The following is a 15,924-nucleotide window of genomic DNA, read 5'->3' as shown; positions in this document are numbered from 1 at the left end:
TGACCCACTGCCGGGTCTGCGCACTACACTATCAGAACAGGATGCAATAATGGTTACTTTCCACACTAATCACGGCGACATCGTAATCAAAACGTTTGACGATAAAGCGCCTGAAACAGTTAAAAACTTCCTGGACTACTGCCGTGAAGGTTTCTATAACAACACGATTTTCCACCGTGTTATCAACGGCTTCATGATTCAGGGCGGCGGCTTCGAACCAGGCATGAATCAGAAAGTCACTAAAGATCCGATCAAAAATGAAGCCAACAACGGTCTGAAAAACAACCGTGGTACGCTGGCAATGGCGCGTACTCAGGCACCGCACTCCGCAACTGCGCAGTTCTTCATTAACGTCGCAGATAACGACTTCCTGAACTTCAGCGGCGAAAACCTGCAAGGCTGGGGCTACTGTGTCTTCGCCGAAGTGGTTGAAGGCATGGACGTAGTTGATAAGATTAAAGGCGTTTCCACCGGTCGTAGCGGTATGCATCAGGACGTTCCAAAAGAAGACGTTGTGATTGAAAACGTGACCGTCAGCGAGTAAGCGTGGCGACACTCTTTATTGCAGATTTGCACCTGCAAACAGAAGAACCGGCGATCACCGCCGGTTTTCTGCGTTTTTTAGCCGGTGAGGCTCGCCAGGCGGACGCGCTCTATATTCTCGGCGATCTGTTTGAAGCCTGGATCGGCGATGACGATCCCAACCCGTTGCACCAGCAAATCGCCAGCGCCATCAAATCGCTGGTTGAAAGCGGTGTACCGTGCTACTTCATTCACGGCAACCGTGATTTTCTGCTCGGTAAACGCTTTGCCCGCCAAAGCGGCATGCAACTGCTGCCGGAAGCGCAAGTACTCGATCTGTATGGCCGCAAAGTACTGATCATGCACGGCGATACACTGTGTACCGACGATGCCGGTTACCAGGCGTTTCGCAAAAAAGTCCACACGCCGTGGATACAAACCCTGTTTCTCGCTCTGCCGCTGTTTATCCGCCGCCGTGTCGCTGCGAAAATGCGCGCCGGAAGTAAAGCCGCTAACAGCAGTAAATCACTTGAGATCATGGACGTGAACCCACAAGCCGTCATCGACGTGATGGAAATGCATCGCGTTCAGTGGCTGATCCACGGCCATACCCACCGCCCGGCAGTGCATGAATTGACGACCAATAACGCTCCGGCTTACCGCGCCGTTCTCGGTGCCTGGCACAGCGAAGGTTCAATGGTGCGCGTCAGCGAAACCGGTGTTGAACTGCTCTTTTTTCCCTTCTGATTAGCAACGCCAGCATCGCGACAAACGCGCAAAACATCGCCACGCAACCGTTTTCCTTCATTCTTTTACGTGCTATTCTCTTTGCCCTCTTTTGTCGTCTGAAGTACACCCACAGGAGTTTTGAGACGCATGTCTTCAAGCAACCAACCGGCGCGCATCGCCATTGTTATGGGATCGAAAAGCGACTGGGCAACCATGCAGTTCGCCGCAGAAATCCTGGATACCCTGAACGTCCCGCACCATGTTGAAATCGTCTCCGCACACCGCACTCCGGATAAACTGTTTAGCTTCGCCGAAAGCGCAGAGCAGAACGGTTTTCAGGTGATCATCGCCGGTGCTGGCGGCGCAGCGCATTTGCCTGGGATGATTGCGGCCAAAACGCTGGTGCCGGTGCTGGGTGTACCAGTACAAAGTGCAGCCCTGAGCGGCGTCGATAGCCTCTACTCTATCGTCCAGATGCCGCGCGGCATTCCTGTTGGAACGCTGGCGATCGGCAAAGCTGGTGCAGCAAACGCAGCGCTGCTGGCCGCGCAAATTCTCGCCCAGCATGATGCTGCGTTGCATCAGCGTCTGGTGCAGTGGCGCAAAACCCAGACCGACGAAGTGCTGGATAATCCCGATCCCCGGGGTGCAGCATGAAACAGGTTTGCGTATTAGGTAACGGCCAGCTTGGCCGGATGCTGCGCCAGGCCGGTGAGCCGCTGAGTATTGCAGTGTGGCCGGTCGGGCTGGACGCTGCACCTGAAGCGGTACCGTTTCAGCAGAGCGTGATCACTGCAGAAATTGAACGCTGGCCGGAAACGTCGCTCACCCGCGAACTGGCGCGTCACCCTGCGTTTGTAAACCGCGACGTATTCCCGGTGATTGCGGATCGTCTGACGCAAAAACAACTCTTTGACAAGTTGCAGCTCGCCACCGCGCCATGGCAACTGCTGGCGGAGAAAAGCGAATGGCCGGGCGTGTTTTCGCGGCTGGGCGAGCTGGCTATCGTCAAACGTCGGGTTGGCGGTTATGACGGTCGCGGCCAATGGCGTCTGCGGGCTGCCGATATCGATCAACTGCCGGAAGAGTGCTACGGCGAGTGCATCGTCGAGCAGGGTATTAACTTTTCAGGTGAAGTGTCACTGGTTGGCGCGCGCGGCCATGATGGCAGCACCGTGTTTTATCCGCTGACGCATAACCTGCATCAGGACGGCATTTTGCGTACCAGCGTGGTTTTCCCGCAGGCCAATGCCGAACAGCAGCAGCAAGCCGAAGAGATGCTTTCGGCGGTTATGCATGAACTGAACTACGTCGGCGTGATGGCGATGGAGTGCTTTGTCACCCCGTCCGGGCTGCTGATTAACGAACTGGCGCCGCGAGTTCATAACAGCGGCCACTGGACACAAAACGGCGCCTCAATCAGCCAGTTTGAACTGCATCTGCGCGCGGTAGTGGATTTACCGTTGCCGCCGCCAGTGGTCAACAGCCCGTCGGTGATGATCAACCTGATTGGTAGCGATCTCAATTACGACTGGCTGAAGTTGCCGCTGGTGCATCTGCACTGGTACGACAAAGAGGTGCGTCCGGGACGTAAAGTGGGTCACCTGAACCTCAACGACAGCGATACCGCGCGACTGAGCGCCACGCTGGAAGCGCTGGTTCCACTGTTGCCGCCGGAATATGCCAGCGGCATCGCCTGGGCACAGTCAAAACTGTAATAATCCGTCTTCTGTACGCTGGCGACCATCGCCAGCGTTTTACAAAAGATAAATATGGCGCTGTGCCGGAATAGCGTGCAGGCATCCTGACACACATTCAAAAAGCAATTAGTTCCCGCCATTGATCTCTGTGGCTTCGGGCGTAAAATCTGCACACGGCGATGACCGCCCGCGTTTTGCAGAAGGACGCCACATGAACGACACAACGGATTACCTGGCTATCCTGCGTAATACGACTCCCCTTATTGATGTCCGCGCACCGGTTGAGTTTCAACAGGGTACCCTGCCAGGCGCCATTAACCTGCCTCTGATGAATGACAGCGAGCGTGCCGCCGTCGGTACCTGCTACAAAAAATCGGGGCCGGAGGCAGCGTTGCGTCTGGGCCATCAGTTGGTTCAGGGCGAATTACGGGAACAACGAATGCAGGCATGGCTACAGGCCTGCGCGAAAAATCCACGCGGCTATCTCTGTTGCGCGCGTGGCGGCCAGCGTTCACACATCGTACAGCAGTGGTTACGCGAGCGAGGGGTTGACTATCCGCTGGTCACCGGCGGCTACAAAGCACTACGCCAGACAGCGATAGAAGTGACACAACAGCGTTTGCAGCGCCCGCTGTTGCTGATTGGCGGCTGTACCGGCAGCGGCAAAACGTTACTGGTGGCATCATGGCGAAATGGGATCGATCTTGAAGGGCTTGCCCGCCATCGCGGTTCATCGTTTGGCCGCACACTGCAAGCGCAGCATTCGCAGGCCAGTTTTGAAAACCAACTGGCTGCAGCACTGCTGAAAACGTCCCCCGCCTTCTGGCTGCTGGAGGATGAGGGGCATGCCATTGGCGCGAACCATCTACCAGCGATACTGCGGGAACGAATGGCGCAATCACCGCTGGCGGTGGTGGAAGAGCCGTTTGAGCAACGGCTTGAGCGCCTGCGTAACGACTATTTTTTGCAGATGTCGCAAGCCTTTATCCAGCGCGATGGTGAAGAAGCAGGCTGGTTGGCTTATGCCGAGTATCTGCGCCACGGTCTGTTTGCGATTCGTCGCCGTCTTGGGTTACAGCGTTTTGCGCAGCTTAGCGCCCGCCAGGAGGAAGCGCTAGTTCTACAACAGCGCACCGGTAACACAAGTGCGCACTTTGCCTGGCTCGTGCCGCTGCTTGAAGAATATTACGACCCGATGTACCGCTATCAGTTAGAAAAGCGCACTAAAGATATTATCTTCCGGGGCAATTTCAACGAAACGACCACCTGGCTGGCGACACAAAATAACCTGCAGTAATGTCGGTGAGCGAGCCGTCCACATGAGCCCGCTCGTAGGATATCAATGGCGATCGCGCTTATCGGCACGTCTTGCCAGCCAGTCGCCCAGCATCTGCACCACCTGCACCAGCACAATCAGTGCCACCACGGTGACAACCATTACCTGCGTTTCATAACGATAGTAGCCGTAACGAATCGCCAGATCGCCTACACCGCCGCCGCCGACAATCCCCGCCATGGCCGAGTAGCCAATCAGGCTCACCAGGGTGATAGTCAGACCACGCAGTAATCCGGCGCTGGCCTCCGGCAGTAGCACCGTACAAATAATGCGTAGCGGGCTGGCGCCGAAGGCCTCGGCAGCTTCGAGGATCCCTTTATCTACTTCACGCAGGGCGCTATCTACCAGTCGGGCATAAAAAGCGATAGCCGCAACGGACAACGGCACAGAAGCGGCAATTGGCCCAATGGTATTGCCGAGCAGCCATTGGGTTAACGGCAGCAGCAACACCAGCAGGATAACAAACGGCACCGAACGGATAATATTAACCAGTACAGAGCTGATTAAATAAACTGCGCGATTCTGCCAGAAAAGGTGGCGATCGGTTACGAAAATCAAAAAGCCTAACGGTAAACCACCAACAATCGCCAGCACCGTCGAGATACTTAACATCTGGAAGGTTTCGCCAAAGGCCAGGCTTAAATCAGCCAGTAAATCATCCACGGATCACCTCCACCTGTGCGGTTCGGTTACGAATGTAATCAACGGCTTCCGCCACACGATGCGAGTTTTCGGCAGATGACAATTGCACCACCAATATCCCCAACGCACGCTCGCCGATATACTCAATTTTGCCGTGCAAAATATTCACCGCCACGCCAAATTTCACCGCCGCATCGGAAAGCACTGGCTGTTCGGCGGAGTCGCCAATAAACAGGATCTTCAGCAATTGTCCCGGTAAATGTTGTTGTAAGCGCTCAGGTAGCGTCAGGTTCAACGTGTGCGATACCAGTTGTTGGGTGAATGCATGCTGCGGATGGGCAAAAATATCAAATACTTCCCCCTCTTCCACCACTTTGCCGCCGGACATTACCGCCACACGGTCGCAGATCGATTTGATCACATTCATTTCATGGGTAATCAGCACAATCGTGATCCCCAGTTGTTCGTTGATCTGTTTTAACAGCGCCAGAATGGTGGCGGAAGTTTCCAGATCCAACGCGGAAGTGGGCTCGTCGCACAGCAACACATCAGGATGGTTGGCAATCGCGCGCGCGATACCCACGCGCTGTTTTTGCCCGCCGCTCAGTTGTACCGGATAACGATGCGCTTTATCGCTCAACCCAACCAGTTGCAGGATTTCCGCCACGCGCGGGCCAATTTTACTGCGTTCCCAACCCGCAGCTTTCAGGCTAAAGGCCACGTTTTGCGCCACCGTGCGGGTATGCATAAGGTTAAAGTGCTGAAAAATCATCCCAATGCGCTGACGCGCCTGGCGCAGCGCTGCGCCCCCCAGCGCGGAGATTTCCACGCCATTAATATTTACACGGCCCTGGCTGGGGCGCGTGAGTGCATTTAATGTGCGCAGTAATGTGCTCTTGCCCGCACCACTGGTACCAACAATGCCAAAAATTTCACCTGCGGCGATGCGCAGCGAAACCATATCAACAGCACGCGTAGCGCTTGCGCTCCCATGGCCTGCGGGAAAATCGACGCAAACTTTATCTATCTCAATCATGCAAACCTCAAACGACAAAAGGCAGGCCGCAGCCTGCCAGTCAAATCAACCGGAAACTTATTTCTTGCCCGCTTGCGTCATCCAGTCGGGTTTCTGGAAAGCACCATAAACGTTATTGGGATCGTCAATGACCGCGCGATAAGCCGGTGATTTCACCACCTCAACAATATCCTTCGCGAAGGGTTTATCGGCATCTTCCGTACGTACCGCAATGATATTTTTAAGATTTTCATCCAGATGTTCCTGCTTAAGCGCAGAAGAGAGCTTCAGACCTGCGGCGATAGCAAAATTACCGTTGACCAGGGAAGCGGTCACGCCATCCAGCGTACGCGGCAGTTGTGCCGCTTCAAGCGGTTTGAACACCAGCCCTTTCGGGTTGCTGGCGATATCACGCTCAGAGGCTTTGGTTGGATCAATCGACTCTTTAATGGTGATCAGATCCAGCGATTGCAGGAAACGCAGACCGCGCGCCAGGTTGGTCGGATCGTTGGAAAGTGTGACAATATCGCCCTTTTTCAACTCATCCAGCCTTTTGATTTTACGGGAATAGAACCCCATTCCCGCCGTCGGCACGCTGATCAGTTTGCTTAACTTAAGCCCTTTATCCGCAGTGAATTTGTCAAAATAGAGGCTGTGCTGAAACAGGTTCGCATCGATACTGCCGTTCGCCAGCGCCATATTGGGTTGCACGTAGTCACTGAATTCACGTACCACCACTTTATAGCCCTTCTCTTTCAGCGACGGCGCAATCGCCTGTTTCACCATATCGCCGTAAGGGCCCGGCGCAACGCCAAAGACGATAGTGTGCGGATCGCTGCTGGCGTGAGCAAAAGGTAAACCGCATACCAGAAGCAGTGCGCCGAAGGTAGCGCGTAAGCTGAGACGACGTCCCATAAATTCTCCCTAACGAATTGAGATGCTGTGTGGCGCGACGTGCAATGCGCCGCGTTCTATTTTCACCCTGTGAATAAGGCTGAAGGATAAGATGGCACAAACGCAGCCCAGCAGTAATTGAAAAAAATTCACTATGCTGTGAAGTATGTCACTGAATGATGGAGAGATATTTTCAGGATAAGATGATGAAGCATAACGAAAAGTCCTACTTTTCGCAGGTGGTACGCCATTTCGTTATGCTTATTATTGATAAGCATTGCCGGATTTAAACTAAATGCTAAACCCGGCAGCGTCTGACTTATCAGAAGTCGTAACGCAGACGAACGATGTTCATATCAGCCAGAGACTTGTCGGTACTGCTGGTGAACACGTGTTCGTAATCGACGCGGAAGCCGTAATCCAGCTGGAAGGTTACACCGACGCCGTTGTCGATACGCTGATAGTAACGGCCAGTCGTGTATTTCAGACGGTCGCCCATCACATACGGCTGTACATATTTAAGCGCGTACTGGCCTACCGGGATTTTGTAACCGGCAAAATATTCAATACCCCAGGCGTCGCCAGCGAAGTAGTCGTGAACATTTTTCTGACCAGTGGTCAGGAAGTTTTCGTACCAGCCGCCGCCGAAGGAGAAGGTCCAGTTATCCGGTGTCCAGCTCAGCGCCGTACCATAGATATTCTGGCTGTAGGAATCAGTGTCACCCGTGCTGCTGTTATGCACATTGGCTTTGGTGTAGTTCCACGCCGTACCCCAGGTCAGGTCTTTGGCCAGATGGTAATCAACACCCAGTGAACCGCCGCCATTACGTTTGTAACGGATGCTGCTGTTTTTCAGCAACAGGTCACTATCGGAGAACAGGTAGGCGGCATAGAGATCAACATCACCAAAGGTGTTTTTGTATTTCAGCATTTTACGTGAACGGTAAGAACCGTCGTAGTCACCTTTGATACCGTTACCCGGTGCCTGGGCTTTCATGTCGTAATCCCAGACATCGGTTTTCGCACCCACTACATCGTAGTAAACGCTGTTCTGCTGACCAAAGGTCATCGTACCCCAGGTTTTACTTTTCAGACCGGTGTACAGCATACGGCGGGAGGTATTGTTGGAACCTGCCGCGTAGTGACTATCCCAGTCGAACAACGCAGGAATATTCACACCCAGTTCGTAGTAGCTTATCCAGCTAATATCATCAAACAGGTAGTAGTCCGACGCGAAACGGAAGCGGGTGCCGCCATCATAACCGTTACGTTTGTAAGACGATTTATCAACGTCTCCCATCGCGTTATCGAACTGCGGACGGATAGAACCGCCAACGGTGAAGTTCAGACGGCTCAGCGGATCGCCGGCCTTCGGATCTTGTTTAAGAAGGGTGATTTCCGCCTGAGTAGCGAAAGATGTTAAGGCCACTGCTGCGCCAATGGCTGTCGCCAGGGCGGTTGTTTTTATTTTCATTATTTTTCCTTGATGTATAGACGCCACTAGTAAGTACTAGCGGGCAAATACTAACGTCTAAAAGTTCGAGCCTGGTGAGGATTTTTTGATTTTTTGTGCTATTAAATACTTTGAAACTAAGTATTTACACTTTGAAATAAAAACGCACCATTAGAATTAATGGTGTGTTTTTCGTTAAGAAGTTATTGGAAAATGATTAACTGCTGAACTGACGGAATAGGGCTTTGCCCTTTAGCAGACGCACACCAAGCCAACCGCCACAGACGGAGAGCAGCAGCGCGCCGCATAGTGGCAGGGTGATCCACAGCCTCCAGTCCGGCTGCCAGGCGAAATCAAAGACCCGGGTTTGCAGTACCGCCAGCGCCGTTTCTGCGCCAATGGCCGCCACCAGCCCGGCGACTGCACCCAGTAAGGCAAATTCGCACCATAATGTGGCACGCAACAACCGTTTTCCCGCGCCCAGCGTGCGATAAACCACCAGTTCCTGGTGACGCTGACGCATGCCTACCTGAAGCTGCGCCAACAGCAGCAACAGACCGCAGGCAGTCACCAGCACCACCATCACTTCCAGCGCCCGACTTACCTGCGCCAGCACCTGGCCGATCTGTTTTAAAATTGCGCCAATATCCAGCAGGCTGACGGTGGGGAATTCCCGGTTAAGTTGAGCCAACATACCGTTGCCATTTTCCCAGCGGAAGCTGGTCAACCAGCTTTGCGGCTGGCCATCCAGTGCGCCTTGCGGGAAAATAAAGAAGAAGTTAGGACGCATGCTTTCCCAGTCAACTTTACGCAAACTGCTAATTATGGCGCTGAACACCTGCGTATCGCCCATAAAAGTTACGCTGTCGCCCAGCTTAAGGCCAAGTCGTTCTGCCAGCCCCTCTTCGACAGAAACCTCACCCGATTTTGGCGGCCAGCTTCCTGCGGTGATCGGATTATGCTCCGGTCGTTGCTGCTGCCAGGTAAGATTCAGTTCACGGTTCAGCGCTTCATCCTGATTTCCCTCGGTGGATTGACCGTTAATCTGCGTCATCCTGACCCGCACAATCGGATAAAACGATTCCGGGCGCACATGATGTTCAGCCAGGAACGCTTTCATCGGCGCCACTTGTTCCGGCGCGATATTGATCAGGAAATAGTTTGGGCTTTCCGGCGGCAACTGCTGCTGCCAGCGATCCAACAGATCGCCGCGCAGTACCAGCAACATTGCCAGTAACATAAAAGAGAGGGAAAATGCCGACAGTTGGCTCAAGGTTGACCACGGTTGGCGCAGCAGGCGATTCACCGCCAGACGCAGCGGAAGCGCTTTCAGGGTCAGCCGTTTTAAAATATTGAGCAGCAGCCAGCCGACCACGCCGCATAATAATGCCAGCACCACGGCCCCTGCCAGCACCGACCACAGCAGCATACTGCCACCCATCAACCACGCCAGTAGCAGAATTGCCACAACGCAGATGACAGGAATATAGAATTTCAGTGGCCAGACGTTCGCTACCGCATCCTGGCGCAATACGCGCAACGGCTGTGTGGCTAACAGCAAGCGATAAGGACGCACCCCCACCAGCAGCGAAATCACGCCCACCGCGCCAACGGCCCACAGCCACGGCCACAGGCTGGCAGGCGGCAGCGCAGCAGGGAGTACCGGTCTGAGCAACACCATCAACAGGCTTTCAAAGGCCAGTCCCAGCACGCCCCCCGTCATCACTGCCAGCGCCAGCACCAACAACCACTGGCCAACAATCAGCTTGCGCAGTTGTGCGCGCCCGGCGCCAAGGGTTTTCAGCACCGCCACCAGATCGTAACGGCTGCGACAGTAGTGCCCCATTGCTACGGCCACCGCAGCAATCGCCAGCAGCAGGGTGAGCAGTGCCGAAAGCAACAGGAACTGCTGCGAACGCTGGAGTGATTTACCGAGCGCCCCTTCATCCTGCTCCATTCCGTACCAGCGATGCTCTGGTTTTAGCTGCGGCAGCAACCACTTTTCGTAGGCATCGAGCTGCGCGGGCGTACCGGCAAATTTTGCGCGCCAGCTTACCCGGCTGCCCGGCTGTACGGCACCGGTCTTCGCCACATCCATCGTATTCATCAACAGGCGAGGCGCCATCTGGAAAGGATTGAAACCGGAATCCGGTTCCTGAACCACTTCACCGGCGATATGTAACGTCGCATCACCAACATCGATCGTATCGCCGACTTTCAAATTGAGCAGCGCCATCAGCCGTGGCGCCAGCAATACGCTGCCTATCTGAGGCTTCAGCCCGGCTGGCCGGGTTTGCAACTGCCCATAAAGGGGGTAAAGATCGTCGACCGCTTTCACATCCGCCAGTTGCGGCGTATCCCCGGCGAAGGTCATGGTGTTAAAGCTGATTTGCTCGCTCACCCTCAGACCGCGTTTACGTGCCTCATCCAACCATGCTGAAGGGATTTCGTGGGAACTGCGCAGCGCCCGATCGCCAGCCATAAAGTCGCGGCTCTGCTGACCCAGCCCTTTTTCCATCCGATCGCTGATATTGCCAAGTGCCAGCACACAAGCGACAGCCAGGCTAAGCGCCATCCAGACAATCAGCAGCGAGGGTGAACGCCATTCACGCCAGAACCAGCGGGCAATCATGCATCCTCCCGCAATTCGCCATTGATCAGACGCAATCGCCGACCGCAGCGCGCCGCCAGTTGCGGGTCGTGCGTCACCAGGACTAACGTTGTGCCGTGCTGCTGATTCATGGAAAACAGCAGATCGGCAATTTTGTCACCGGTCTGGCGATCGAGATTGCCGGTGGGTTCATCGGCAAACAGCACGGTCGGGCGTCCGTTAAAGGCGCGCGCCAGCGCCACTCGCTGCTGCTCACCGCCAGAAAGTTGCGCAGGCAGGTGATCGAGGCGCCTGCCCAGCCCCAACTCTTCCAGCAGGGCTTTGGCACCGCCGCGACTTTGTCTGCCGTTTTCTCCGCGCAATAAGGCAGGCAGCTCCACGTTTTCCAGCGCGTTAAGCGTGGGGATCAGCATAAAAGACTGAAAAACAAAACCCACATTCTGCGCCCGCAGTGTCGCTCGCGCCTCTTCATCCATCGCATGCAGTGGCTTACCCAGCAGATGAACCTCGCCGCTGCTACCATCATCCAGCCCGGCGAGGATCGCCAGCAGCGTCGATTTACCGGATCCCGATTCACCGATCAGGGCAATGGTTTCAGCTGGTTTGACAACAAGCTCAACTCCGGTAAGGATGGAAAGCTCATGCTCCCCCTGACCGACGGACTTCTTAAGACGATGAACTTCAATAATGTTTTCCGCTGGCATTTGTCCTTCCTGTTGTTGCTTTTGTTAACCTTTCGCGCCGCAGCGGCGGACACGTTACTGATTCTGGGCGACAGCCTGAGCGCCGGTTATCGCATGGCGACGAACGTGGCATGGCCCGCGCTGCTCAATGACAAATGGCAGCAAAAGCCGATGGTGGTGAACGCCAGCATCAGCGGGGATACCTCGCAGCAAGGGCTATCGCGTCTTCCCGCGCTGCTTAAAGAACATCAGCCGCATTGGGTTCTGGTCGAGCTGGGCGGTAACGATGGCCTTCGCGGTTTTGCGCCACAGCAGACAGAACAGACGCTGCGTCAGGTGTTGCAGGCGATCAAAGCCGCCAATGCAAAACCGCTATTAATGCAAATTCGGCTGCCCGCCAACTATGGTCGCCGCTATAATGAGGCCTTCAGCGCCATTTATCCTAAGCTCGCCAAAGAGTTGGACGTCCCTCTGCTGCCATTTTTTATGGAAGAGGTCTATCTGAAACCACAATGGATGCAGGATGATGGTATTCATCCCAACCGCGATGCCCAGCCGTTTATTGCCGACTGGATGGCGACGCGACTGGCTCCTTTAGTTAAACACGACTCCTGAGCATTCAGGCACGCCCCCAGGTAAAGTTATGCAAAAAACGGTCTTAATAACAGGATGTTCCAGCGGTATCGGTCTGGAAAGCGCGCGCGAACTCAAACGCCAGGGGTTCCGCGTACTGGCTGCCTGCCGCAAAGCGGACGATGTTGCCCGCATGAACCAGGAAGGCTTTACCGGTATTTTGCTGGATCTTGACGATCCGGCGAGCGTCGATCGCGCTGCCGATGAAGTGATCGATCTGACCAACAACCGCCTGTACGGCCTCTTTAATAACGCGGGTTACGGCGTGTACGGCCCGCTGGAAGCTATCAGCCGCCAGCAGCTGGAACAGCAGTTCTCCAGTAACTTTTTCGGTACCCATCAACTGACGATGCGCCTGCTGCCCGCCATGACGCCACACGGCGAAGGCCGCATCGTGATGACCTCATCGGTGATGGGGCTTATCTCTACGCCCGGCCGCGGTGCCTACGCCGCCAGCAAGTATGCGCTTGAAGCCTGGTCCGACGCTTTGCGAATGGAGCTACGCCACAGTGGCGTCAACGTAAGTCTGATCGAGCCGGGCCCCATCCGTACCCGTTTTACCGACAACGTTAATCAGACTCAGCGCGACAAACCCGTGGAAAACCCCGGCATCGCAGCACGTTTTACCCTTGGTCCAGAGGCTGTAGTGGCAAAAGTGCGCCATGCTTTTGAAAGCACACATCCCAAAATGCGCTATCCGGTTACGCTGGTAACCTGGGCGGTTAGCCTGCTGAAACGCCTGCTGCCAGGGCGCATGATGGATAAAATTTTGCAGGGGTGAGTTGAAGGCGCAATATCCTCCCCCATGTAAGAACAATGAGTTAAAAAACAGAGAATTTCCTATGTCCGTACAGAATATTGTCAATATTACAGAAGTGAATCTGCAACAGGTGCTTGAGCAGTCGATGGCCACGCCGGTGCTGTTCTATTTCTGGTCCGAACGTAGCCAGCACTGCCAACAACTGACACCGGTGCTGGAAAGCCTGGCCGCGCAGTACAACGGACAGTTTATTCTGGCGAAAGTCGATTGCGACGCCGAGCAAATGGTGGCATCGCAGTTTGGTCTGCGCGCCATCCCTACCGTCTACTTGTTCCAGAACGGCCAGCCGGTTGATGGTTTCCAGGGACCCCAGCCGGAAGAAGCCATCCGCGCATTGCTGGATAAAGTCCTGCCGCGTGAAGAGGAACTAAAAGCGCAACAGGCGATGCAACTGATGCATGAAGGCAAGTACGCCGAAGCGTTGCCGCTGCTGAAAGAAGCCCGGCAGCTTTCACAACAAAACAGCGAAATCGGCCTGCTACTGGCGGAAACACTGATTGTATTGAACCGCGCGGATGAAGCCGAAAACGTGCTGAAAACCATCCCATTACAGGATCAGGATACCCGCTATCAGGGGCTGGTCGCGCAAATTGAACTGCTGAAAAAAGCCGCCGATACGCCGGAGATCCAGCAGTTACAAAAACAGGTAGCCGACAACCCGCAGGACGCGCTGCTGGCAACGCAACTCGCGCTGCAATTGCATCAGGTCGGGCGCAACGAAGAAGCGCTGGAGTTGCTGTTCAGCCACCTACGCAAAGATCTCAGTGCCGCCAACGGTGAAGCGCGTAAAATGCTGCAAGAAATTCTTGCCGCGTTGGGAACCGGCGATGCGCTGGCCTCGAAATACCGCCGCCAGCTTTACTCGCTGCTCTACTAATTCCCCCGCTAAATTTGGCGATCGTGCTGTTTTGATCGCCAAATAGGGCTAAGATGGCATCAAATTAAACAGGAGGTTTTTTTGATGCCAATCGTCATTCTGGTTCTTATCTTTGTCGCGCTGGTCGTGGTTATTTCCGGCGTCAAAATCGTACCGCAAGGTTTCCAGTGGACGGTAGAACGCTTTGGCCGCTTTACCCGAACCCTGCAGCCAGGCCTGAGTCTGGTAGTGCCGTTTATGGATCGTATTGGTCGTAAGATCAATATGATGGAACAGGTTCTCGATATCCCCTCGCAGGAAGTTATCTCGAAAGATAACGCCAACGTTACCATCGACGCGGTCTGTTTTATTCAGGTTATCGATGCGCCACGCGCCGCTTATGAAGTCAGCAATCTGGAACTGGCTATCATCAATCTGACGATGACCAACATTCGTACGGTGCTCGGCTCGATGGAGCTGGATGAGATGCTCTCGCAACGCGACAGCATCAACACGCGCCTGCTGCACATTGTCGATGAGGCCACCAATCCGTGGGGGGTGAAGGTAACGCGTATTGAGATCCGTGACGTTCGCCCACCGGCAGAACTGATTGCCTCGATGAACGCGCAGATGAAAGCCGAACGTACCAAACGCGCTTATATTCTTGAAGCGGAAGGGGTTCGCCAGGCGGAAATTCTCAAAGCCGAAGGAGAAAAACAGTCGCAGATTTTGAAAGCAGAAGGCGAGCGTCAATCTGCATTCCTGCAAGCAGAAGCGCGCGAACGTTCTGCAGAAGCGGAGGCTCGCGCAACGCAGATGGTTTCGGAAGCCATTGCCGCCGGGGATATTCAGGCGGTGAACTACTTTGTGGCGCAAAAATACACCGAAGCTTTGCAACAGATCGGCTCGGCGAATAACAGCAAAGTGGTGATGATGCCGCTGGATGCCAGCAGCCTGATGGGCTCGATCGCCGGGATCGCTGAGCTTATCAAAGACAGTTCCAGCGAGCGGACTAAACGATGATCGTGCTGCTGCTCGAACACACCCACTTCGCCTGGCTGGTGCTGGGTGGATTGCTGCTCGCAGCCGAAATGCTCGGCGGTAACGGCTACTTGTTGTGGAGCGGCGTGGCGGCAGTGATCACCGGTTTACTGGCGTGGATCATCCCGTTCAGTTGGGAATGGCAAGGCGTGCTATTTGCCCTGCTCACTCTGCTGGCGGCCTGGCTATGGTGGAAATGGCTAAGCAGCCGGCTGAAACAGCAGAAACCCGCCGATGCCTCGCTTAATCTGCGCGGGCAACAACTGATGGGACGCCGTTTTCAACTGGATAACGCACTGGTTAATGGGCGTGGTCATATGCGCGTCGGCGACAGCTCGTGGCCGGTCAGCGCCGACGACGATCTCGCAGCTGGCACACGCGTCGAAGTGATTGCAGTGGAAGGCATTACGCTACGGGTTAAAGCGGTGAGCGAATAGCGCTCAACCCTTCGCACGATGGCAACAGCCGGAAAGGTTATCAATAATCGGGCACTCTGCGCTGTCATCGCCAGGGCAGGAATCCGCCAGCGCCAGCAGTTGCGTGCGCATGACCTGTAATTCCTTAATATGACGCTCAATCTCCGCCACTTTTTGTAATGTCCGGGCTTTGACATCGGCGCTGTGGCGAGCCGGATCGTTGAACAACGTCACCAGCTCGCCACACTCTTCAAGGTTAAACCCAACCTGCCGCGCCTGGCGCAGCAGTGTCAGTTCATTCAGATGTTGCTGGCTGTAGCTGCGATAGCCGTTTTCGCTGCGTAGCGGCGGCGTCACCAGCCCTTTCTCTTCATAAAAACGAATCGCTTTACTGGTTAAACCGGTTTTTTTTGCCACATCGCTGATATTCATTTTTTCACCTTGTCAGAAGCTGCGCGTCAGAAAATACGTTAGCACAATGAATCTCTAAAAACCGCCTTGACCTTCCCCTTGATGGAAGGTTTAAGCTTTATTTTACTCCCTATTGAAGCATCACAACCAAGGAGATTGACT

Annotated in this window: 17 protein-coding genes; 10 read left to right on the top strand and 7 right to left on the bottom strand. The window is 54.6% G+C overall.

The features are described 5' to 3' along the window. Nucleotides 1-49: 49 nt before the first annotated feature. The 5 genes from ppiB (at nt 50) to mnmH (ending at nt 4,248) form a co-directional block, all read left to right on the top strand. The gene (gene ppiB / locus BM427_RS01290) at nt 50-544 is read left to right on the top strand and encodes a peptidylprolyl isomerase B (RefSeq protein WP_090118486.1); all 495 of its coding nucleotides are present in this window, start codon (nt 50-52) and stop codon (nt 542-544) included. A 2-nt stretch (nt 545-546) separates the two neighbouring features. Next, nucleotides 547-1,269: a UDP-2,3-diacylglucosamine diphosphatase gene (gene lpxH / locus BM427_RS01285; RefSeq protein WP_090118484.1), complete on the top strand. Its 723-nt coding sequence runs from the start codon at nt 547-549 to the stop codon at nt 1,267-1,269. A gap of 129 nt (nt 1,270-1,398) precedes the next feature. After that, nucleotides 1,399-1,908: a 5-(carboxyamino)imidazole ribonucleotide mutase gene (gene purE / locus BM427_RS01280; RefSeq protein ID WP_090118482.1), complete on the top strand. Its 510-nt coding sequence runs from the start codon at nt 1,399-1,401 to the stop codon at nt 1,906-1,908. Beyond that, on the top strand, nt 1,905-2,969 hold the full coding sequence (purK, locus tag BM427_RS01275) for a 5-(carboxyamino)imidazole ribonucleotide synthase (protein WP_090118480.1): 1,065 nt from the start codon (nt 1,905-1,907) through the stop codon (nt 2,967-2,969). Before purE ends, purK begins: the two co-directional genes overlap by 4 nt. 193 nt (nt 2,970-3,162) lie before the next feature. Continuing rightward, nucleotides 3,163-4,248 (top strand): tRNA 2-selenouridine(34) synthase MnmH, encoded by a 1,086-nt coding sequence (gene mnmH / locus BM427_RS01270; protein WP_090118478.1) that lies wholly within the window; start codon nt 3,163-3,165, stop codon nt 4,246-4,248. Nucleotides 4,249-4,290: 42 nt separating this feature from the next. Here mnmH and BM427_RS01265 read toward each other — a convergent pair whose 3' ends face one another. The 6 genes from BM427_RS01265 to ybbA form a co-directional block, all read right to left on the bottom strand. Further along, nucleotides 4,291-4,950, bottom strand: a complete 660-nt coding sequence (locus BM427_RS01265) for a methionine ABC transporter permease (RefSeq protein ID WP_090118476.1) — start codon at nt 4,948-4,950, stop codon at nt 4,291-4,293. Beyond that, nucleotides 4,943-5,965 (bottom strand): virulence-associated ABC transporter ATP-binding protein SfbB, encoded by a 1,023-nt coding sequence (gene sfbB, locus BM427_RS01260; protein ID WP_090118474.1) that lies wholly within the window; start codon nt 5,963-5,965, stop codon nt 4,943-4,945. Before sfbB ends, BM427_RS01265 begins: the two co-directional genes overlap by 8 nt. Nucleotides 5,966-6,022: 57 nt before the next feature. Beyond that, nucleotides 6,023-6,859, bottom strand: coding sequence for a MetQ/NlpA family ABC transporter substrate-binding protein (locus BM427_RS01255; RefSeq protein ID WP_090118472.1), 837 nt, complete (start codon nt 6,857-6,859; stop codon nt 6,023-6,025). A gap of 301 nt (nt 6,860-7,160) precedes the next feature. Continuing rightward, on the bottom strand, nt 7,161-8,312 hold the full coding sequence (locus BM427_RS01250; protein ID WP_090118470.1) for a porin: 1,152 nt from the start codon (nt 8,310-8,312) through the stop codon (nt 7,161-7,163). Between the two features lie 196 nt (nt 8,313-8,508). Further along, nucleotides 8,509-10,923 carry a putative ABC transporter permease subunit YbbP gene (ybbP, locus tag BM427_RS01245; protein WP_090118468.1) on the bottom strand — a complete coding sequence of 805 codons (2,415 nt, stop codon included), beginning with the start codon at nt 10,921-10,923 and terminating at the stop codon, nt 8,509-8,511. Continuing rightward, nucleotides 10,920-11,606, bottom strand: coding sequence for a putative ABC transporter ATP-binding protein YbbA (gene ybbA, locus BM427_RS01240; protein ID WP_090120632.1), 687 nt, complete (start codon nt 11,604-11,606; stop codon nt 10,920-10,922). The genes ybbP and ybbA overlap by 4 nt, the downstream gene beginning before the upstream one ends. On the opposite strand from ybbA, the gene tesA reads away from it, so the two are divergent. The 5 genes from tesA to BM427_RS01215 all read left to right on the top strand — a co-directional run bounded on the left by tesA (nt 11,577) and on the right by BM427_RS01215 (nt 15,372). After that, entirely contained in the window at nt 11,577-12,200 is a 624-nt protein-coding gene (gene tesA / locus BM427_RS01235) for a multifunctional acyl-CoA thioesterase I/protease I/lysophospholipase L1 (protein WP_090120634.1), read from the top strand. The two genes, ybbA and tesA, sit on opposite strands and share 30 nt — an antisense overlap. Nucleotides 12,201-12,228: 28 nt before the next feature. Continuing rightward, on the top strand, nt 12,229-12,999 hold the full coding sequence (locus tag BM427_RS01230) for an SDR family oxidoreductase (protein WP_090118467.1): 771 nt from the start codon (nt 12,229-12,231) through the stop codon (nt 12,997-12,999). Between the two features lie 61 nt (nt 13,000-13,060). Then, the gene (locus BM427_RS01225) at nt 13,061-13,915 is read left to right on the top strand and encodes a co-chaperone YbbN (RefSeq protein WP_090118464.1); all 855 of its coding nucleotides are present in this window, start codon (nt 13,061-13,063) and stop codon (nt 13,913-13,915) included. A gap of 84 nt (nt 13,916-13,999) precedes the next feature. Then, the gene (locus BM427_RS01220) at nt 14,000-14,917 is read left to right on the top strand and encodes an SPFH domain-containing protein (RefSeq protein WP_090118462.1); all 918 of its coding nucleotides are present in this window, start codon (nt 14,000-14,002) and stop codon (nt 14,915-14,917) included. Beyond that, nucleotides 14,914-15,372, top strand: coding sequence for an NfeD family protein (locus tag BM427_RS01215; protein ID WP_090118460.1), 459 nt, complete (start codon nt 14,914-14,916; stop codon nt 15,370-15,372). Before BM427_RS01220 ends, BM427_RS01215 begins: the two co-directional genes overlap by 4 nt. A gap of 3 nt (nt 15,373-15,375) precedes the next feature. Here the strand turns inward: BM427_RS01215 and cueR are convergent, their stop codons facing one another. Continuing rightward, nucleotides 15,376-15,783 carry a Cu(I)-responsive transcriptional regulator gene (gene cueR / locus BM427_RS01210; protein WP_090118458.1) on the bottom strand — a complete coding sequence of 136 codons (408 nt, stop codon included), beginning with the start codon at nt 15,781-15,783 and terminating at the stop codon, nt 15,376-15,378. Between the last annotated feature and the right edge of the window lie 141 nt (nt 15,784-15,924).

The sequence above is a fragment of the Kosakonia arachidis genome, assembly GCF_900116535.1.
GTDB classification, from domain to species: Bacteria; Pseudomonadota; Gammaproteobacteria; order Enterobacterales; family Enterobacteriaceae; genus Kosakonia; species Kosakonia arachidis.
The sequence above is the reverse complement of the archived record's forward strand: the minus strand, read 5'-3'. Positions and strand labels throughout refer to the sequence as shown.